The organism is Argonema antarcticum A004/B2 (assembly GCF_023333585.1).
Taxonomy (GTDB): Bacteria; Cyanobacteriota; Cyanobacteriia; order Cyanobacteriales; family Aerosakkonemataceae; genus Argonema; species Argonema antarcticum.
Window position 1 is genome coordinate 74,659 of record NZ_JAIQZN010000012.1, and the last position, 20,569, is coordinate 95,227.

Consider the following 20,569-nt stretch of genomic DNA (forward strand, 5'->3'; position numbering starts at 1 on the left):
TTCTCTTTCTGGAACTTTACAGTCATGTTATCAAAACTATTTCGGGGGCGAATATTTAAGTTCATTGTAGGAGGTGGCGTAGCAGCAGCCTTCAATTTGTTACTCATATTTTGCTTGATCGATATCCTGGGATTTGACACTCCTGTTTTACGAAATGTAGCTAATATAGTGTCAATTGAACTATCATTGCTGTTAAGTTTTTTCATCTACCGAATTTTTGTTTGGCCGGGGGGTGATTGGACAGTTCAAAAAGTTTTATTGCGGCAATTACCCCTTTACCATATATCAGCTGGATCGGCAATCATAGCTCGCATTTTTATTATATTCCCTGTCCTGGATTGGTTGGGTGTAAATTATGCAATTAATACCATTATGGGGGTACTGGTAAGCGCTACCCTCAACTATTTGATTAGCGACAAACTGGTGTTTAACACGCAGGTTAAAAACAAAAAATCCCAGAGTAATGCAGAAATATCGCCTGGACTTTATTACCCAGAGGGATTAGGGCCTGGTTTGGAAAACACTTCTGGTTTGCCAAGACAATATGCGGGAGAGATAGGACGCTCGCAATTAACAAATGATAGAAAATTAGATATTCTCTCTGTAGTAATTCCCGCACACAACGAAGAAGGTTGTATCGTACAGACCCTTGAGTCTATTTGTCAGTCGCTAGCAGAAAAAAGTATTCCTTACGAAATTCTGGTTGTTAATGATAATAGTAGCGATCGCACCGAAGAAATCTTACAAGAAATAAATTATGAAAACAGTAAAGTGCGTTATATTAATAACTATTATCCCAATGGTTTTGGCTTTGCGGTGCGTTGCGGCTTAGAAAATTTTCAAGGAGATGTCGTGGCAATTGTCATGGCAGATAGTTCTGACGATCCAGAAGATATAGTGGATTACTATTACAAGCTGCAAGAAGGCTATGATTGCGTGTTTGGTTCCCGGTTTATTAAAGGTGGAAAAGTGATTGACTACCCAATTCATAAGTTAGTAGTGAATCGCCTAGCAAACCTATTTATTCAGGTATTATTTGGTTTAAAATATAACGATACAACCAATGCTTTTAAAATATACCGTCGAGAAGTGATAGAGGGTGTGAATCCTATTTTATCTCATCACTTCAATTTAACGGTTGAAATCCCTTTAAAAGCAATAATTAGGGGTTATTCTTATACAACAGTTCCAATTATATGGCGCAATCGAAAAACGGGAATTTCTAAGTTGAAGATTAAAGAAATGGGGAGCCGTTACTTGTTCATCGTCCTTTATATCTTTTTGGAAAAAATGCTTTCTAGAGGAGACTATGTACGCAAGCATTATCAGCACAACTTAGGAGTCAAATGCGATGAGTAAAAAAGTTTTAATTACAGGAGGAGCGGGTTTTGTAGGAAGCTCTTTGGGACTGGGGTTAGCCGAACGCTATCCTGATTGGAAAATTACTGCTTTGGATAACTTGAAGCGACGGGGCTCAGAGTTAAATTTGCCTAGACTTAAGCAGGTAGGAATTGAATTTATTCACGGTGATGTACGGAATAAAGAAGACCTCGATCCAATAGCGCTGGAACCAGATTTAATTTTAGAATGTTCTGCCGAACCATCGGTGTTAGCAGGATATAATTCTCCCGGTTATGTACTGCAAACAAATTTAGTGGGAACGATTAACTGTTTGGAACTGGCTAGGCAGACTCAGGCCAATTTTATATTTCTGTCCACAAGTCGAGTTTATCCGATCGCTCATCTCAACGCTTTGAAATTTACCGAAACAGAAACCCGCTTTCAACTTGTGGATGAGCAGTCTTTGCCAGGAGTATCAAGTCAGGGAATTTCAGAGGAATTTCCGCTAGATGGAGCGCGATCGCTTTATGGTGCGACTAAGTTGGCATCAGAATTACTTATCGCTGAATATGCGGATGCCTATGGTATAATTACATTGATTAATCGCTGTGGCGTGCTGACTGGCCCTTGGCAAATGGGGAAGGTCGATCAAGGTGTATTTGCTTTGTGGATGGCTGCTCATTACTTTGGGCGATCGCTCAAATATATCGGTTATGGAGGAACAGGTAAGCAAATCAGAGACTTTCTACATATAGCAGACTTATTAGACTTGATCGATCTACAAATTTATAATTTTGACAAACTGAAAGGACAAACTTTTAATGTGGGAGGTGGAGCGGAAAATACATTGTCACTTTATGAAACAACTCAGCTTTGCCAAAAAAATACTGGACATAATATTTCTATTACCCCAGTACCGGAAAACCGACCAGGAGACGTTCCTATTTTCATTACAGATTATCGTAAAATTAGGCAAGCAACTGGATGGAAACCCCAAAGAAATGCTGAAGCTACTTTGACTGACATATATAAGTGGATTTATGAATTCAAGGATATAGTCAGTAATGTTTTTGTCTAAGTTTAAAATAAAAAAATGTGAAATTATGATAAGCCAGCATACTTACTCGTTGAAAAACTTTATCCTGACAGTAGCAATACCAATTTTTGCACTTTGGTCTGTATTATTTTTGTTAGGATACCCTTTACCCTGTATAGATGATATTTTTTTTACAGGAGCAGCAATTAACTTGGCTAAAGGAGGAGAATTAACCAATCCTTACATAGAAGCTTGGAACTCTATATTGAGTAGCGGTAAGTTTTATTTTCAACCTCCTTTTCACTCGTATACTTTGGCCGGTTGGCTAAAAATTGCTGGGATTAGTACAGCTAGCCTACGTCTCTTTCAATACTTATGCTATAATCTCTTTTCTCTGTATTGTGCCCTAATTTTAAGATTTTACGGATTTCCCAGGCTTACAGCAATTTGTACAACAATTCTTTTTGCTGCATGGCATTGCAATCCTAATCCATATTACAGTACAGGCTTTCGTCAAGATGCCCTGGGTATGGCTTATTTAGCATTGGGATTATGGCTACTTACGCGAGATAAATGGTGGCGGTATTTGATCGGATTTGGTTTTGTTGAAAGTGCCGTTTTAACTTCACCCATTACCGCTGCATATGCAGTTTCTTTTGCAGTGGCGATACCTCTAATAAACTTTATACACGGGGGAGGCATAAAAAATAAAAATAGGACGTATTTTATAAAAATAGTTTCATCCTTAGTCGCAGCAACAGTAGTAGTTTTCACTCTATTCTTACTTTGCATCAATTTCGATTTACAGCGTTTCATATCAGACTTTATTCTCCACGCTTCTTTACGGCGAACTTCAACTATTCAAGCAATTCCTATATTTATAAACCTTATTACGAAATACTACGGATACATTGTTACTCTACCTAGTTATTTTTTATTTATATCACTTTCTATTGTTGTGTTTTTGAAAAGATATTCTATTCCAAATTATCTAAAAATTTTATTTATTGCTTTGCAAGTAGGAATTATTATGAACGCATTACTTTATGCTTCTGCTATTTGGTTTGCTTTTTTCTTTTGTTGGCTGGGAATTGTATCGATTCTTTCGATAATTAAATGGGAACCCAAAATGAGTATGTTTCCATCTGTGGTGACACTTATTATTTATTTTTCCAGTCAGAGTCTAAATATCATCTCTTTGATTGAAAGAGAATATGTACCTGAATCTCAATATCGAGAAATTAGAGAAGCAGTATTAGCAAAACCGAACAGAAAATATGCTATTGATGAAATAGCTGCTAGATTTGTATTTGACTATAAGTTGCCTAAAAATACCACTTCATGGACTTTTATGCTGCCACCAGTAGGTGCCGATCCAATATCATTTAAAGATAAACCTACCGATGTTACATGGATAGTGTCTCCATATTTTTTAAAATATAATTTTACAGACGCGCCTATAGATTACCCAAGAGTTGAATTTCTAGGCCGAACATTCAACTCTCTACCAAAAAAGCCTTTTGATGTTATTCTGATTCCGTAAGATTAGCCAACGCTCCCAATAAAACCTACATTCCAGACCCTCAAGTGTCACACCATAAATTTTGGGGCACTCTTGACTCTTGACTGCTGACTGGCTAGAAGAGTTTCCGTATTTAAATCTGCTTTAAATTAAAAAATACGCGAATCCCTAAAAAACCGAATGTGACAGTACAGGGTGCGGAATGTGAGATAAAAAATTATGGTAAAAATTTTAATACTATAGGCAGCTTCTAAAAATTGTGAGTCTAATGCAAATAATCTCTATTGTTTCCGGTCTTCCCCCTACGATCGACGGAGTAGGAGATCATGCCCTTAACCTGGCTAGGCAACTCCGCGTCGATTTTGGCATAGAAACGCATTTCGTTGTGGGCGACCCGTCTTGGGCTGGAGCAAAAGAAATCGAAGGATTTCCTATTAACAAGGTGGCTGTACGTTCTGTTGCTAACCTGTTATCCGTACTGGATGGTAATTGTCAGCGATCGCCTACCATTCTGCTACACTATGTTGGTTATGGCTATGCCAAGCGGGGCTGCCCTTTCTGGTTAGTTAACGGCTTGGAAAAGTGGCGGCGTGCCAGTAGCGATCGCACTTTGGTGACTATGTTCCACGAACTTTACGCCACAGGGCCAATATGGGCAAGTTCGTTTTGGCTGTCCCCCCTGCAAAAGAACTTGGCTGTCCGGCTGGCGAGACTGAGCGATCGCTGTATCACTAGCGAACAACGCTACGCCCAGATTCTCTACCAGTTTAATTCAGGCAAACATATCCAAATTCCTAATTTACCAGTTTTTTCTAATATTGGTGAACCAGAACAAGTCCCACAACTTATAACCCGTCTTCCAAGACTGGTAGTTTTTGGTGGAAGCAGCAATCGGCGACGAGTATATCAGAGATCCTTCATCGCTCTGGAACGTATTTGCCAAGAGTTGGGGATTGAGGAAATATTAGATGTGGGGCCTTCTACTGGCCTTGATATCTCCGCAGTTAATGGTATACCAGTAGTAGCAATGGGTAAGAGAGCGGCACCAGAGATTAGTAAACTTCTATTAAGTTCCATAGTCGGTTTCTTTGACTACAATACAGAGTACCTAGCCAAGTCCACCATATTTGCGGCTTATTGTGCCCACGGTTTAATTCCTGTCGGGATGTATTATTCTGAGTTAGAGTTAAATGGTTTATCACCGGGGAAACACTATTGGCTAGCCGATCGTCCTACAGCTAGACTGAATTTGGAACTAGGGCAGGCGATCGCAAACAACGCCTATACTTGGTATCAAACCCATAACTTATCGGTACAAGCTAAAACCTTTGCCACACAACTGTTGAGCCAAAATAATTAAGTATGGATGGATCACTCAAAACCCAGCGTCAGCTAGCAGCAGAAACCAGTGGCGGTATTAGTAGCGATCCAGTCTACGAAGCATTTGAGCGGGTATTGACACAGATCGATCTCAACGGCGATATTTTAGATTTTGGTGCGGGTAAGGGAAATTTAACTCGGCGGCTTCAGGCATTGGATCGCTTCCGTTCCATTACTGCTATTGATATTATCCAGCATTCTCCCAAACTCGATGATTCTGTTAAATGGATCGTCGGGGATTTGAATTATCCAATCGACATCCCCGCTCAAACATTTGATGCGATCGTTTCCGCAGAAGTAATCGAGCATTTGGAAAACCCCAGAGCAGTTGCACGCGAATGGTTTAGATTACTTCGTCCCGGTGGAACTGTTGTTTTTAGTACACCGAATAATGAAAGTTTGCGAGCTTTATTGGCACTTATATTACAAGGTCATTTTGTACTTTTTGGCGATACCTCTTATCCAGCACACATCACCCCACTCCTACGCAAAGACGTCGATCGCATTCTCAAGGAAGCTGGCTTTTCTAAACCTAAGTTTGTTTTTACAGATGTTGGCGGTATTCCTAAATTTCCCACACTTGATTGGCAAACAATTTCTGGAGGACTCCTGAAAGGTATTCGTTTCAGCGATAACTTCCTAGCGATCGCTCAGAAACCAGCTTGAAAGATGAAAATCCTACTTTACTCTTCAGTTTTTTGGCCTTCTACGGGTGGAGTTGAAACTATCACAGCCACTTTAGCTGAAAATATCGTTCGCTTAGGACATGAATGTCTTGTTGTTACCGAAACAATCGCCGATGGAGAAGAAGAACCGCGTATTTATAAAGTAATAAGAAAACCTACATTAAAAGAACGTTTTGAACTTACACGCCAATGCTCTTTAGTACATTCAAATGGCGCGAGCGTAGCCATGTTTCCCTTTGCCAAATTAAACAATAAACCTTTTATATGGACACACAACGGCTACCAAGTTTCCTGTATAGATGGATTAGGTTGGGTGGATGGTGAACCTGCTCCTATGACTCCGCTCGCTTCCCTAAATTATCACTTCAGAAAAAATGGCTTAAGTTATGTTTTAAAAGAGTCAGTTAAATTAGCTGTTAGGCGATATGTCGCCAATAATGTAGACTTAAATATTGCTTGTTCAAACTGGGTAGCTAAACGACAGGAATGCAGAAAACAAGTTGTCGCTTATACACCTTATTCCTTAAATAAGTTCAAAGCTGCTAGAAAAATTGAAAATCGCCAATATGATTTTATCTACGTTGGACGGCTGGTTAGCGAAAAGGGTGTTCCCGATTTAATCCGGGCATTTCATTTACTAATTTCTGAGCCAAGTTACAGCCGCAAAAAATTGGCGATCGTCGGAGATGGAGATATGAAACCATCTTTAGAAAACCTTGTCGAAGAACTAGGCTTGACAAATAATGTTATTTTCTTAGGATCTAAATCTGGCAATGAATTAGTTGAAATTATTGGTAATTCGCATATTGCTGTTGTTCCTTCAGTTTGGGAAGAGCCCTTTGGAGGCGTAACATTAGAATTGTTAGCAGCTGGTAAGAATATCATAGTTTCTGCGTTTGGTGGACACGCAGAATGTGTAGGAGATGCTGGGCTAAAATTCAAAAATGGAGATTTCCGTTCCCTTTATGAATGTATGGTTAGACTTATTACCGATCGAGCTTTGGCTGAGCAACAGCTTGAAAATGCTACAATTCAATTAAACGCTTTTGATGAAGTTAAGCTGACCAAAAGATATCTTGAATTGTATGAAGAGGTAGTTTGCCAAAATTAAAATTGATTCTCCTACGAGTTGTTTGATAATGACTATCGATTTGAGGAAAGTTTCATGGTAAAAATGAGTTCGCAAAACAATTCCACGTTTTCATATAATGAAGATTACTATATTTCTCATTATGGGCGAGTGTTCGCAGATGAAAAATATTATAAACTGCTTTCTATGTACTGGAAAGCAGCAATCTTTTCTGCTAATAATCTCGACGTTAACCTTTCAGTTTTAGATTATGGTTGTGGATTAGGGCAAGTTTCAGCTGCTCTCCCAGACGTTACATTTTTTGACTATTCTGAGTTTGCTGTAAATTTTCTGCGCCAGCGCGGCCAAAAAGTTGTAAGTAATATAGAAGAGATACCGCAGAATCATTTCGATTGTTTGCTGTCATCCCATTCTCTCGAACACTCTCCAACTCCAGCAGAAGACTTGAAAAGATTTCACCGCTATGTAAAACCTGGAGGTAAATTAATCTTAATTCTTCCAGTAGAAGTACAATTAAAGCCTAGTCTTGCGCCAGACAACGACCAACATTTTTATTGTTGGACATTTCAGACAATTACTAATCTTCTACTGCACTGTAACTGGCGTCCTATTCGTCAAAATAACCTGTATGGCCCTTTTTTATTAGGCAAACTTGGGTCAGCTTTCTCTCAAGAGCAAGCAATTAAAATTGCCTACTCTCTTGGTCTTTTAAAGAAAAACTACGAGTCACTTATGACTGTCGCAGAATCAATTATTTAACGGAGGAGTTATTAAGTGAAGCTGCTAATCGCGCTGCTAGCTGTTGGATTTATATTTTTCTTCTCCTTCTCCAATTGGCGTCGTGCTGTCAAGGTGGTATTTTTACTTGTAGTTATTGAGGGGGCACTACGAAAATGGGTATTACCTCAAGCTAGCGAACTAATTTACTTTTTGAAAGACTTTGTTCTTTTAGGAGCTTATATTAAATATTATGTGGCTTTGCGTTCAGAAGGAAAATTTCCGATCAAAAATCACTTTGTCAATGCCATGATTTTTATGGCAGCAGGATGGTGCCTGTTGCAGGCTTTTAATCCGAGTTTAGGTTCCCCCATTGTGGGCGTGTTTGGACTAAAAACTTATCTATTCTATATTCCGTTAATTTGGATGATCCCTGCTTTATTTCCAACAGAGGAAGAACTATATAAGTTTTTGCGATCGCACCTTTTCTTAATGATTCCGGTTGGTATACTGGGAATAGTTCAGTTTTTCAGTCCAGCCTCTAGTCCCATTAACTCATACGTTCAAAGCGAAGTTGCTAATGTAGAGGTTGCTACCTTTATCACTGGCGATCTAAAAGCTGGAGGAGTGCGAATAACCGGAACTTTTTCATACATTAATAATTACGCAGCCTACTTACTAGCGTGTTTTGGTTTACTGCTGCCCTTACTTTCATTCAAGCAATCAAAGTGGTGGCAGTGGGCTACTATTGTTGAATTACTTTTATTAACGGTTAACTCTTTTATGACCGGCTCTCGCAGCACGGTTTTTAGTGCTGTTATAGTTCTAGTGGGTTACTTAGGTATTAGAGGGCTAACCAACCCTTCAGGTATTGTCCGTTTGCTCAAGCCTTTCTTTATACCAAGCATAGTTGTTTCTATAGCTAGCTTCCTCGGTTTTCGGCAAGCTGTGGATGCTTTTGTTGGCCGTACAAGCGCTAATAGCGACATATCCAACCGCGTTTTTGGCACTATGACAGAGGCGCTTAGCTTTATCAAGTACAAAGCAGTTGACGGCTTTGGTACTGGTGCAACACACTTAGGAAGTGCAGCGCTTCGCAATGCGTTAAATTTACCAACAGGTGAAGTTATTCCAGTCGGTTATGAGGGAGAAATGGGCCGAATTGCTTTGGAAATAGGCCCGATCGGTTTTATTTTATGGTATGGGTTAAGAATAAGTATAATTATTGCTCTTTTCCTGGTATTCTGTAAATTGAAAAGACCCTTACTTCGCCAATTAGCACTTTCGGCTTTTCTTATCCATGCAATTTGGATTAATGGACAGCTTGTTTTTCACCATACTTTCGCACTTTACTATTGGTTTTTCACTAGCTTCATATTTTTATTACCTCGACTGGAGCAAGTGACGAATTGGCAACAACAATTACAATGGTTAAACTCAAATGTCGATTCCGCGTATCTCCCTGATTCATCCGATGGGCAATCCGAATTCCCGTGAAGCTGCACTGGCTTTGTCGGAAGCTGGTTTACTTTACGAGATAATTACGACAATTGCCTACAATCCTAAAGGATGGGTGTCGCGCTACTTAAATTTACTGCCAAAAACAATTAAAAACCGAGTTGCTGATGAACTGGGGCGGCGGACATGGATTGCGTCGAATGGGGCTTTTATTCGCAGCCATCCTTGGCAAGAAGCGATGCGAATAGCTTTAATACGGACGGGATTAAATAAGCATTTAGGCTTTAGTTTACAAGAAACGGTAGATTTTATTTATGCTGCTATGGATCGTCATGTCTCCCAGCATCATCTGCAAGGTTTAGATGGGGTTTATGCTTATGAAGATGGAGCATATGCAACATTTAAAGCTGCTAAACAGCAAGGAATTCTCTGCTTATACGATTTGCCTATTCTTTTTTATCGCATGAGTCGCGATATTCAAACTCAAGAAGCTAAGCGCTTTCCAGAATTTGCCTCCGTGTTACAAGCGGCTAAGGAGCCTGCTTGGAAAATTGAGCGTAAAGAGCAGGAAATTAACCTGGCAGATCACATTTTTGTTGCCTCATCATTTGTGCAAAATTCATTGCTGGAGGCTGGTGTAAACCGAGAAAAAATTAGCGTAATTCCTTTTGGCGCACCAATCGATTATTTCTATCCAAAACCTAAGACGGACAAACTTTTTCGCGCTTTGTTTGTAGGTCGTGTTGGGCCTCGCAAAGGCGTCCACTACTTATTGCAAGCATGGCAGCAATTGCAATTGCCAGAGGCGGAATTACTGATAGTTGGAATTAATGAATTTCCCGAAGGTTACTTAGACAAATATGGAGATGGGGTTCGCTATGTTCCGTCCGTACCCCATGCCTCATTAAACGAGTATTATAGTAGTGCCAATGTTCTAGTTCTGCCAAGTCTTGTGGAAGGACTTCCTTTAGTGGTGTTAGAGGCGATGGCTTGTGGTATTCCTATTATTACTACGCCTAACGCGGGTGTTTCTGATATCATTACTAATGGTGTAGAGGGTTTTATTGTACCTGTTCGTGATGTAGAAGCTGTTAAGCAAAAACTAGAGTGGTGTTATAGCCATACCATAGAATTAGCCGAAATGGGACAATCTGCTCGCAAGCAAGCTGAACAGCTAACTTGGAGTCTATATCGACAGAGATTGGCAAGTCGGGTAAAGCAGCTTTTGAGTCTTGGCAATAGTGGTGAAAATCCTTAACTTTCAGAAGAATTACAGCGGTAGCCTACCATGAAAAGATGGAAAAGTTTTCCATTATATAAATTGCAATTCTAGACAGCGCGATGGCAGACAAAAAATCACTAATACATCTTTGGTTTCCGAATATGTTTGAATTTAAAGGAGGAATTCAAACTTACTCAGCTTTTTTTTTAGAGGCGATCCAATGTTTGTACCCAGAGGGGAATTATCATGTGTTTCTAAAACACGACACTCGCTTATCATCTGATTTCGCGCCCTCAAGTTCTGTCCGATTTCACTTTGCGGGAACTTCACCTCTACCTTTACGAACGGCTGTGTTCGCCGCTCAAATCATCGGAGATGGAGTTAGGCTACGACCCAGCTTAGTTATAGCCACTCATATCAATTTCGCGGTTGCTGCCTACTTGCTTAAACGTATCGCAGGTATTCCCTATTGGGCCGTAGCTCACGGTGTAGATGCTTGGAATATCGATCGCCCAGCCTTACAAACTGCTCTGCAAAATGCCGATCGCATTATCTCAGTTAGTGGCTACACGCGCGATCGCCTACTCAAAGAGCAAAACCTCGACCCAGCAAAAGTGGTACTCTTGCCAAACACTTTTGACGCCAGTCGCTTTCAAATTGCACCCAAACCTCAATATTTGATGGCCCGCTATGGACTGACGGCGGATAATTCCATTATCCTAACAGTAGCTAGACTTGACAAAAGCGAACAATATAAAGGATATGACCAAATTATTCAAGCCCTACCTGAAATTCGCCGTAAAATCCCAGGTGTCCGCTATATCCTGGTTGGAAAGGGAAACGATCGGCCCCGCATCGTCGAGTTAATTGCTAGACTTGGCCTGCAAGACTGCGTTATACTAGCGGGATTTGTTCCAGATGAGGAACTTGGCGACCATTACAACCTTTGCGATGTTTTCGCGATGCCTAGCAAAGGTGAGGGATTCGGGATAGTTTATCTGGAAGCCTTAGCTTGCGGTAAACCAAGCCTGGGAGGAAATCAAGATGGAGCGATCGACGCCCTTTGCCACGGCGAACTGGGAGCTTTAGTTGACCCCGATAATATAGGAGAAATTTCCCAAACGCTGATTCAGATTTTAGAAGGCACCTATCCCCACCCCCTAATGTATCATTCCCACAGTTTACGCCAGAAAGTGATTGAAAAGTATGGTTTTCCAAAATTTAAACAAACATTGGCGAGATTAATTGAACAGGATAAGATATTATTTTCTTAATATAAGTACTGAATAGTACAATTTTGCTCATTAAATTAGAAGAGGAACCAATTGTGATGAATCTAGATAAAAATTTGATGAAAATTTTGGGTGGTAAATTTGAATACGAACGAACTCTCCGGTGTGCAACGCCTTCAGGTAATTACTTTTGGTATCGTAAACGTCAAGAAATTGTCAAACTATTTGCACGTAATATCAGCCTATTCCTAAATTCTCAAATGGAAAAAACAGCGCCTAGCTTGTTTGTAGATATTGGATGTGGAGAAAGCATTGACCTATTTTTAATCCGTGATTTTTTAGAAAAAAAATCATCGCGCTGGCAGTTCATAGGTTTAGAAGCAGACCCAACTTCATTACAGGTAGCCAATTTAAGAAAAGAATACAACAAGGCTGATAATGTAGATTTTATATCCTGTGATGTCACAAAGAAATTACCTTTTCAAGATGCTGAAGTAGATATAATATATTGTTCAGAAGTTATTGAACATCTTCTAGAACCAGAGTTATTTTTGAAGGAAATCAAGCGGGTGACTAAACCAAATGGATACCTTATTCTTACCACACCAAATGAACCCAATGTGTTTCAAAGTGCCTACTGGAGCAAAACTCGTCTTCAAAAGATGCAGGCAGAGATACAAGCGATGAAAGAGGAACATCAACAGGTCAATATACAAGCCGATAATGCCTTTTTGTATGGACATATATCCCTCCGAACCATTAAAGAGTGGGATGATACTTTACGTAAAATAGGCTTTAAAAACGTTGATTACGGGCGTGGGGCTGTGACATATGGCGGAACGCCATTTTTTGACAATGAGTGGATTTTAGGTACTCGTTTTCTCCTAGAGGCAGTTTTGGACTTGCTACCCCGGCAATGGGTATGTAATCTTTCCGATCAATTAATTGGGCTATATAGACTCGATCAGTAATTTTGCTAGTGACTGAAAATTTTGGTTTTTAACGATTAAAACAACACTGACAAAATTAATGCAAACCACTGAACTGGAAGTTGTCTAGGTGAGAGTTTTACATATCATTCCCTCTGTAAGCCCTGCTCTTGGTGGGCCGACACAAGTCGTTTTAAATCTAGTGAAAGCCTTGCGGGACTGCGGGGTTGATGCGGAGATAGTTACTACTAATGATAATGGCGCTACTTTGCTAGATGTGCCATTGAATCAACGCATTGAGTACGAGCAAGTTCCCGTTTGGTTTTTGCCAAGGTTTTCGCCTCCGCTGAAAGAGTTTATATTCTCTCCAGCTATTACTAAATGGCTTTGGGAAAACATCAAGAACTATGACATTTTAGATAACCATTATCTTTTCTCATACTCTTCTAGTTGTGCTGGTGCGATCGCGCGTTGGCAAAACGTTCCTTATACAGTTCGGACAATGGGACAACTTGCTCCTTGGGCACTTGCCCAAAGTCGCCTAAAAAAAGAAATTTATACCTTTCTAATTGAACGCCAAAACTTGAACCGCGCAGCTGCCATTCATTGCACCTCAAATGGCGAAGCAGAAGACGTTCGTAATTTCGGCATTCAGACGCCGACCGTTACCTTGCCTTTAGGAGTAAATCAGCCAGTATACTGGCCACAAGCTAAGCAAAAGCTACGCGAAATTTATGGCATTGCAGTAGAAAAGCCGGTAGTGCTATTTCTTTCGCGCCTCCATTACAAAAAGCGCCCCGATTTGCTCGTACAAGCACTTGGCAAGCTAGCGGCAAAACAATCTAAATTTCACCTAGTATTGGCAGGGTCGGGTGAAACAGATTACCTCAATTATTTGAAGAGTTTAGTATTATCCTTGGGGTTAACCGCAGAGACAACTTTTCCCGGCTTTGTTGAAGGTCAAGATAAAGATTTGCTGCTGCAAGGAGCAGATATATTTGTTTTGCCATCTTTTTCAGAAAATTTCGGGATAGCTGTTGCGGAAGCACTGGCACATGGATTACCTGTGATTATCACCCCAGATATCCAGATAGCACCAGAAATTGCAGCGGCAAAAGCTGGATTGGTGGTGGAGGGAGAAGTCGAACCTTTGGCTAATGCGATCGCGCAATTGCTTACCTCTCCTCAACAGCGGCAAGATCTGGGCGAAAATGGCAAAGATTTGGTGCAGCGCCGCTACTCTTGGAGTGCGATCGCATCACACCTTACTGGCGTCTATCGCTCTATCATTGAACGAGAAAGGCTTCCCGATCGTATAACTTTTCCATAACCGCAAAATGTCCTATTCTCAACGTTTGCTCGAACTGGGTAATCCCCTAACTCGTCTGGCACATCGCTCTCGTTTTAACGCGGTTCTAGATGTCCTTGGCAACTCTAAATATACCAAAGCACTAGATTATGGCTGCGGCGACGGTTGGCTGCTTAGAACAGCTTACGATCGCGGCATAATAACTTCCGGTACCGGCGTTGATGTCGCCGACTATATGCTATCAGCTTCCCAGGAAATCTTTGCAGGCATATCAGGCTTTCAATTTTGTCAACCCAATGAAATATCTCAAAAAATCTCGCCCAAAAGTTGCGATTTAATTTTTTGCACGGAAACGCTAGAACATATCGGTAATCCTGAAGGAGCTTTGGAGCAAATTTTAATTTATTGCCAGCCTGGAGCTAAAATAGTAATTTCTGTGCCTATAGAAGTTGGGCCTTCTCTTTTGTTTAAGCAAATTGGACGTTATTTAGCTAATTTAAAAGGAAACTATGGTTACGAACGTTATAATTTTAAAGAGCTATTTGCTGCTGTTACTTTATGGGATACTAACAGTTTTATTTCGTCTCACTCTTTGAAGTCAGAGTACACAGGACATAAGGGATTTGATTATCGGAAAATCGAAAAATTGTTACTGGAAAAAGTTAAAATAGAGCGGCGGATTTTCTCTCCGTTTCCCTGGAGTGGTAATTTGCTGAACAGCACGGTAATTTGGTTGTGTAACGTGGAAAATTCATAATCAAGGCTAATGTGTTTGAGCCCAAACTCAAGCGATTTAGGTTAATCTGTTTAGTCAGCACTGCCTTCATCGTACTGCTTATTAGCATAATTCCGGTACGATTGGCTCTAGCTCATCTGCAAGCACCCCAACCCCAAGCCATCCTTACCCTTGGAGGAGGAATCGAGCGAGAAATCTTTACAGGTGAATTTGCTTTAGGCCATCCTACACTAGAAATCTGGGTTTCTACCGGCACTCCTCCCGAAGTAGCTGCGGGCATTTTTCGCGCCTATAACATCCCAGACAGCAGGCTGCATATCGATCGACGTGCCGTTGATACCGTGACCAACTTTACAACTCTAATTGCTGACTTCAAAAGTCGGCAGATTAAACATCTTTATGTGATAACCTCCGCTTATCATATGCCACGAGCTAAAGCGATCGCTACCCTCATTCTCGGTAGCCAAGGTATCGCCTTCACCCCCGTCTCCATTCCCTCCGGCGAAGCACCCGAATCTTGGCAACGCATTCTCCGCGATATTGGTCGTTCATTAGTTTGGATTGTTACAGGTCATACTGGGGCTAGCCTCGATCGGATTTTGGAGGCTTGGCGATGAGGATACCAGCCAAATACTACTGGATACTCGGTTCTGTTGTTGGGGTTTCGATCGCAACAGAATTGATACTGCGCCTAGCTTTCGGATTGGGGAACCCAGTGTTAGTACAAGCTGACCCCAAGACGGGCTATCGATTTCAACCCAATCAAAAATTATTCAGATTTGGCAAAAATATTGAATACAACCAATACTCTCAACGTTCCGAACCCATAACACCACAAAAGACACCAGGAAAGCTGAGAATATTAATGACTGGCGACTCAGTTCTTAATGGCGGTAATCCTACAGATCAGAGTCAAACTATTACAGAACTTTTTGAAGCGAAATTATCTGTTTCCAAACATCCAGCAGAAGTTCTCAACGTCTCAGCCGGTTCTTGGGGAATTGGGAACGCATTTGGATATCTGCGGGAATTCGGTACTTTTAACGCGGATGCAGTCATCCTGCAAATCGGCACCCACGATCTGACTCAGCCTACCAGTACCAGTGATGTGGTTGGGCATCATCCAGCTTATCCCTCCCATCCTCCACTGCTGGCGATTCAGGAAGCTTGGACTCGCTACGCTTGGCCGAATTTAGCCTTGAAATTAGGTCTTAACTTTGCCCCTGCGGATCTCCCTCCGCCTACATCTTCCAACCCGGATGGACAGTTTAAGCAGAATATGGAGATCTTAAAACAGATTGTAAAGCTGGTTCGGGCTCAGAAAATACCAGTTTTTGTTTTATATACACCAAGTTTTGATGACGTACTGCCGACACCTAAGCAGCCTCAGTACAAATCCGAGTTTTTACGGTTGCTAAAAAGTTTACAGGTTCCTATGATTGACAGTCATGCCGCTTGGTCAACCTTGCCGCCAAAGACGGTAGAAACATATTTTCGAGATTGGGTGCATCTGACCGTGCCAGGAAATCAAGCTCTAGCCCAAAAGCTGTTCGATCGACTTTGTGTAGCTCGCCAGTTAACAGCTTGCCTACCTAAGAAGCCTCCTTCAAAGCCAACCAGCCCCTGACCGAGTTAATTTTGAATTTTGGATGAAATGATTAAAAGATTAAAACAAGCGAACTTATTCATTCGTAGAGATCATCTAAAATCCCCAAATCGCAAATCTAATCCAAAATCTAAAATTTGCAAGCCCCGGTAAGTAGGTGGGCATCATTAAACATAAAACTGTCAGGCTCTTAGAAACCCGGTTTCTCAGAGAAACCCGGTTTCTGGGAGTTCAGTTTATTTACACCCACCTACTTAACATCCGTGGGTACAATCCAAAATCCTAGAATCCAAAATTCTTTCATCGGTTGAAGAATCTTTTACCCCATCGGCAGCGTCACTGAGCCAGTGGTAGCGATACCAATAGCACACTCACTGCTGACACGCTACCGCGAGAGTACGGATTTGGCAACGCGGATCTATATTTATACACTCTCTTCAGTAGGATATCCGGAATAATGGCGGAGTGTTTTGTAGAGGTTATAGGTAAAGTACTTTACCCACGGGGGATAGAGCTACCTGATTCTGAACACAGCGAAATAGCTCACTATGTACAAAACTGGAATTTCGGACGGGTTTACAAAACTACCCCAAAAGGGCTGATGTCAGCTACTGCACTGCGTTAGATCCTTTCGCCGAAACCAAAGGCTTTACCAGGAAGTGGTACAACCCGCCTTGCTTCCTCCCGCCTCACTCTTGTGAGGGGGTATCCAGGGGGGAACCCTCAGTAAACGAATGTAGGGATGAAGGTTTGGGACGCTAAAGATAGAGCTTTTCAACCCAGGTCTCCCCTTCTTTTGGCTGAATATGGAAAAATGAACGGCTCTGCGGGAAGGGATTGCTCTGGTTGCGTCATTATTTTTTTGACCTCATAGAAACCTTTAGGGCATGATAAATGGGAATTCTACAAGGGGAACATACGTTGCACCAGTTCTTGACTCAGTTGCACCAGTTAGTGACTCAGCCGCCAGGTCGCCGAAGAGATGGAAATATTCCAAAACAGCAGCATCCAGTGAGACTATCTATCATTACCCAGTTTTATCCGCCGGACTATGCCGCTACCGGACAGCTGATTGAAGAGTTAGCCGATCGGTTGAGGAATGACGGTGTATATGTCCACATCTTTACGGGACAGCCGGGATACGCTTTCCAAAAAGAAAATGCTCCACCGATCGAACGAAAAGACAAGATGCTGATTAGGCGATCGCGCACCGGAAGGCTTTGGCCCAGCCGGATTCGCGGCAAAGCCGTCAACGGCCTGTTATTTTGTGTGCGATCGGCATTTCATTTACTCAAAAACTGTTGGAGAGGTGACGTTTTACTCATCACCACCGCACCCCCCTTCTTACCGCTGCTGGGCTACCTAGCCCATCTCTGCTTTGGACTGCCCTATGTGTGTTTGCTGTACGATCTATATCCCGATGTCGCCGTCGAACTGCAAGTGGTCCCCGCTCACCACTGGTTAGTTCGTTTATGGAACCTAGTTAACCAACAAATCTGGAAAAATGCCAAGGGGGTTATAGTCCTCAGCCCCTCTATGAAAGAGCGTATCGTAGCCAAATGTCCAGAAGTAGCTGACAAGGTTGCCGTGATTCACAGCTGGGCCGATCCGAGTTGGATCGTACCTATCCCCAAACAAAATAACTGGTTTGCCCAGCAATACGACCTGGTAGAGAAATTTACGGTTCTCTACTCCGGCAACATGGGTCGCTGTCACGATATGGAGACAATTATGGAAGTGGCGAAACTTCTGGAAGATGAGCCGATCCAGTTTGTCTTTATTGGCGATGGCGCAAAGCGTCAGGCTACTAAGGAGCAAATTGCCGCCATGGGTTTGAAAAATTGTCTCCTCTTACCCTATCAGGACAAGCAGAACCTTCCTCACTCCCTGACTGCTTGCGACTTATCTTTAGTCAGCATCAGTCCGGGGATGGAAGGATTAGTCGCTCCCAGCAAGCTTTACGGCATTTTAGCGGCTGGGCGTCCGGTCGGAGTAATTTGTGAGGAAGGTTCCTATTTATGCCAGCTGATTGAGCAAGCTAAATGCGGTGAAACCTTCAACAATGGAGACGCAACGGGGCTAGCTAATTTTATTCGCCGCTTGGCTAGCGATACTCAGTTGGCTCATCAGATGGGTAGGGCTGGTCGTTGCTACCTCAAATCAAACTTTACGCTGGAAATTATTGCCCAGCAATACTCAGAGGTATTGAACCAAGCCTTATTGACAGACGTGAAATCGGAAGACTCGATCGCTGTTACAGAAGCTCATTAATAAAATACCGGCTTGGCAGATGGGTGCGTCTGTTGCTCGCAGCATCAGAATGCTAATGCCTCTGGCGCACTACGCGAAAGCCTCTACTCGTCTTCGGGATTGAGGCGAATCATCTCCCAAGTTGTGTAAGTTCCGATCGGACTCCAAATTACATAAGGCAGTAACAATAGAGCTGCTGTACCAGAAACAGACCAGACCGTTATTGCCAAAATAATCCCTAAGATAGAACCAATAGCGCCAACAATGGTGCCAGCTTTGAGACTGCGTAGCCTTAACATCACTGGGTTGTAGGCGACGATCGTAATTTCTACTAGCAGATAGAACGCCATCAGCCACCAAGTTTTGGCGCTGCTTGGGTCTTTTTCCCACACAATATAAGCAGACCAGCCTCCGCATATAAAAACTAGCGTCCAAATGATAGGGATTGCGCCCTCAAAAGTTAGCCACTTGGGACGCTGCAAGCGTTTGAACCACTTGATATCGTTAGGCGTAATCAAGTTGCTAGCTAAGGCAACTAATAATGTTACTGCCCCAATTACCATCCACGATTTAATCATACCCATACCTTTGCTGTTCCACGCCAAGCTATAGCCTGTTGCGATCGTGCCAATTTAAAGAGTAAACTACCCCACGCATAGAATGCGGGGGCTTTCAGTAGCCCTGATATGGTCTGCGATATCGCTTGCCAGTACCGAACCTCCAGGCAGGTTTACAAAAGCTGCCCCAACGATTGAAATCATGCTTGAACCATTCTCATCAGCATCACAATGGTTGCCGCAATGCCCACACTTAAAGATTTTGCCAGACCGATAGGACTGTCCTGTCACCGGATGGATATGCAGACATTTGCTGCAAGTTTGACTGGTGTAGGCAGGGTTAATAGCAACCATTTCAACCCCCCATTTCACGCTTTTGTAGGCGATAAACAATCGCAGTTGCAAGAATGCCCAGCTATTACTACGTCTACGCTCAATTTTGCTTTTGGGTTGCTGATTCGTGCGTTCCCGGATACCCGTCAAGTCTTCGACCGCAATGATAGCATTGTTATTCAACGCGGACAGGACAATCAATTTACTGATGTTGTGGTTTAGCCAAGTTTGGTAGCGTCGCTCTCTGCCCGACAGCCGTTTCAAAATGTTTCTCGCTCCAAAGCGAGTACACCTTGTGCCTTTCGTTGCTTTGCTTTGGAGCGATGCTCTAACTCTGGCAAATTTGTCCCTAGTATCTCTGATCTCGGTTCCGTCCCATTTATCCCCAACCGAAGTAACAGCAATGTCTCTACGCCCAAAATCGACTCCAATAATTTTGTCCGACTTAATGGGGTCTGGCGCTTCGTCGGTTAGTTGGATATGGATATAGAACAATCCATCTTTGTGCTTACACAACTGGGCAGAAGTGGGTTTACGCCCTTTGAGCTTGCCAATCTGGTAATTTGCCAACACAACTGGGATGTGTTCTCTACATCCCAACAGGGTCAGGCTAACCGTTTTATCCTTTTCTCTGAAAGCAAAAATTCGAGCATCGTAATCCGCAGACGTTGGACTGAACTGTTTAACGACCTCACCCTTAACCTTTGCTGTTTTGCGATTGGCTCCCACCCTGGCGCAAACTCTCACTGCTTGATTGGCGCTCAACCCGAATTGAGTGCGAAGCTCCTGATAGACCAAGTTCTGAATCGTGGTTTTACTGGTTATCCCGGACTTCACCTGCTCATTGGCATAGTTGCAGCCATCTGCAAACGCCTTCAGCAAAGCATCCATTTTGGTGGCCTGCTCTGAAGTTGGTTGAAGCTTGCAAGCGATAGTAAGAGTCTGTTCCATCTGTCAAGTTTATCACAAGTGAATGCGGCTAAAGCCGCTGCCGCGTTCCGACCCGTGTCTAAAAGCCGGGGGCTTCCCGCTCGCTTTTCGGTGAATTGAATCAGTCAATGGTGAGAATATCTATTGTCATCTACCTTTAGACATATCCTAACTCAAGTTTGCATTCGCTCTTGTTTGGAATGGGTAATGGCTACGTAGTTGGGGGGGGGGGCGG

Annotated in this window: 18 protein-coding genes; 16 read left to right on the forward strand and 2 right to left on the reverse strand. The window is 42.4% G+C overall.

Annotated elements, in window-relative coordinates; translation table 11 throughout:
• Positions 1–24: 24 nt before the first annotated feature.
• The 16 genes from LAY57_RS07895 to LAY57_RS07970 all read left to right on the forward strand — a co-directional run bounded on the left by LAY57_RS07895 (position 25) and on the right by LAY57_RS07970 (position 18,535).
• Positions 25–1,359, forward strand: coding sequence for a glycosyltransferase (locus tag LAY57_RS07895; RefSeq protein WP_249065861.1), 1,335 nt, complete (start codon positions 25–27; stop codon positions 1,357–1,359).
• On the forward strand, positions 1,352–2,419 hold the full coding sequence (locus LAY57_RS07900) for an NAD-dependent epimerase/dehydratase family protein (RefSeq protein ID WP_249065862.1): 1,068 nt from the start codon (positions 1,352–1,354) through the stop codon (positions 2,417–2,419). The genes LAY57_RS07895 and LAY57_RS07900 overlap by 8 nt, the downstream gene beginning before the upstream one ends.
• 49 nt (positions 2,420–2,468) lie before the next feature.
• Positions 2,469–3,920, forward strand: coding sequence for a glycosyltransferase family protein (locus LAY57_RS07905; RefSeq protein ID WP_249065863.1), 1,452 nt, complete (start codon positions 2,469–2,471; stop codon positions 3,918–3,920).
• 247 nt (positions 3,921–4,167) lie between these two features.
• On the forward strand, positions 4,168–5,259 hold the full coding sequence (locus LAY57_RS07910; protein WP_249065864.1) for a glycosyltransferase family 4 protein: 1,092 nt from the start codon (positions 4,168–4,170) through the stop codon (positions 5,257–5,259).
• Between the two features lie 2 nt (positions 5,260–5,261).
• A complete protein-coding gene (locus LAY57_RS07915) occupies positions 5,262–5,945 on the forward strand; it encodes a class I SAM-dependent methyltransferase (protein ID WP_249065865.1) in 684 nt (227 codons plus the stop codon).
• Between the two features lie 3 nt (positions 5,946–5,948).
• Positions 5,949–7,076 carry a glycosyltransferase family 4 protein gene (locus tag LAY57_RS07920; protein WP_249065866.1) on the forward strand — a complete coding sequence of 376 codons (1,128 nt, stop codon included), beginning with the start codon at positions 5,949–5,951 and terminating at the stop codon, positions 7,074–7,076.
• 54 nt (positions 7,077–7,130) lie between these two features.
• Complete coding sequence (locus tag LAY57_RS07925; protein WP_249065867.1) at positions 7,131–7,814, forward strand: class I SAM-dependent methyltransferase; 684 nt, start codon at positions 7,131–7,133, stop codon at positions 7,812–7,814.
• A 15-nt stretch (positions 7,815–7,829) separates the two neighbouring features.
• Positions 7,830–9,269: an O-antigen ligase family protein gene (locus tag LAY57_RS07930; RefSeq protein ID WP_249065868.1), complete on the forward strand. Its 1,440-nt coding sequence runs from the start codon at positions 7,830–7,832 to the stop codon at positions 9,267–9,269.
• Entirely contained in the window at positions 9,214–10,488 is a 1,275-nt protein-coding gene (locus tag LAY57_RS07935; protein WP_249065869.1) for a glycosyltransferase family 4 protein, read from the forward strand. Before LAY57_RS07930 ends, LAY57_RS07935 begins: the two co-directional genes overlap by 56 nt.
• A gap of 125 nt (positions 10,489–10,613) precedes the next feature.
• Entirely contained in the window at positions 10,614–11,726 is a 1,113-nt protein-coding gene (locus tag LAY57_RS07940; RefSeq protein ID WP_249065870.1) for a glycosyltransferase, read from the forward strand.
• A 23-nt stretch (positions 11,727–11,749) separates the two neighbouring features.
• Complete coding sequence (locus LAY57_RS07945) at positions 11,750–12,655, forward strand: class I SAM-dependent methyltransferase (RefSeq protein WP_249065871.1); 906 nt, start codon at positions 11,750–11,752, stop codon at positions 12,653–12,655.
• An 88-nt stretch (positions 12,656–12,743) separates the two neighbouring features.
• Positions 12,744–13,943: a glycosyltransferase gene (locus LAY57_RS36155; protein ID WP_249065872.1), complete on the forward strand. Its 1,200-nt coding sequence runs from the start codon at positions 12,744–12,746 to the stop codon at positions 13,941–13,943.
• Positions 13,944–13,950: 7 nt separating this feature from the next.
• Entirely contained in the window at positions 13,951–14,679 is a 729-nt protein-coding gene (locus tag LAY57_RS07955) for a class I SAM-dependent methyltransferase (RefSeq protein ID WP_249065873.1), read from the forward strand.
• Between the two features lie 11 nt (positions 14,680–14,690).
• Positions 14,691–15,275 carry a YdcF family protein gene (locus LAY57_RS07960; protein ID WP_249065874.1) on the forward strand — a complete coding sequence of 195 codons (585 nt, stop codon included), beginning with the start codon at positions 14,691–14,693 and terminating at the stop codon, positions 15,273–15,275.
• Entirely contained in the window at positions 15,272–16,285 is a 1,014-nt protein-coding gene (locus LAY57_RS07965) for an SGNH/GDSL hydrolase family protein (RefSeq protein WP_249065875.1), read from the forward strand. The genes LAY57_RS07960 and LAY57_RS07965 overlap by 4 nt, the downstream gene beginning before the upstream one ends.
• An 873-nt stretch (positions 16,286–17,158) precedes the next feature.
• Positions 17,159–18,535: a glycosyltransferase family 4 protein gene (locus LAY57_RS07970; RefSeq protein ID WP_249065876.1), complete on the forward strand. Its 1,377-nt coding sequence runs from the start codon at positions 17,159–17,161 to the stop codon at positions 18,533–18,535.
• Between the two features lie 83 nt (positions 18,536–18,618).
• Here LAY57_RS07970 and LAY57_RS07975 read toward each other — a convergent pair whose 3' ends face one another.
• Together LAY57_RS07975 and LAY57_RS07980 are read right to left on the reverse strand one after the other, a co-directional pair.
• Positions 18,619–19,092 carry a TspO/MBR family protein gene (locus LAY57_RS07975; RefSeq protein WP_249065877.1) on the reverse strand — a complete coding sequence of 158 codons (474 nt, stop codon included), beginning with the start codon at positions 19,090–19,092 and terminating at the stop codon, positions 18,619–18,621.
• A gap of 66 nt (positions 19,093–19,158) precedes the next feature.
• Positions 19,159–20,355, reverse strand: a complete 1,197-nt coding sequence (locus LAY57_RS07980) for an RNA-guided endonuclease InsQ/TnpB family protein (protein ID WP_249065878.1) — start codon at positions 20,353–20,355, stop codon at positions 19,159–19,161.
• Positions 20,356–20,569 lie beyond the last annotated feature (214 nt).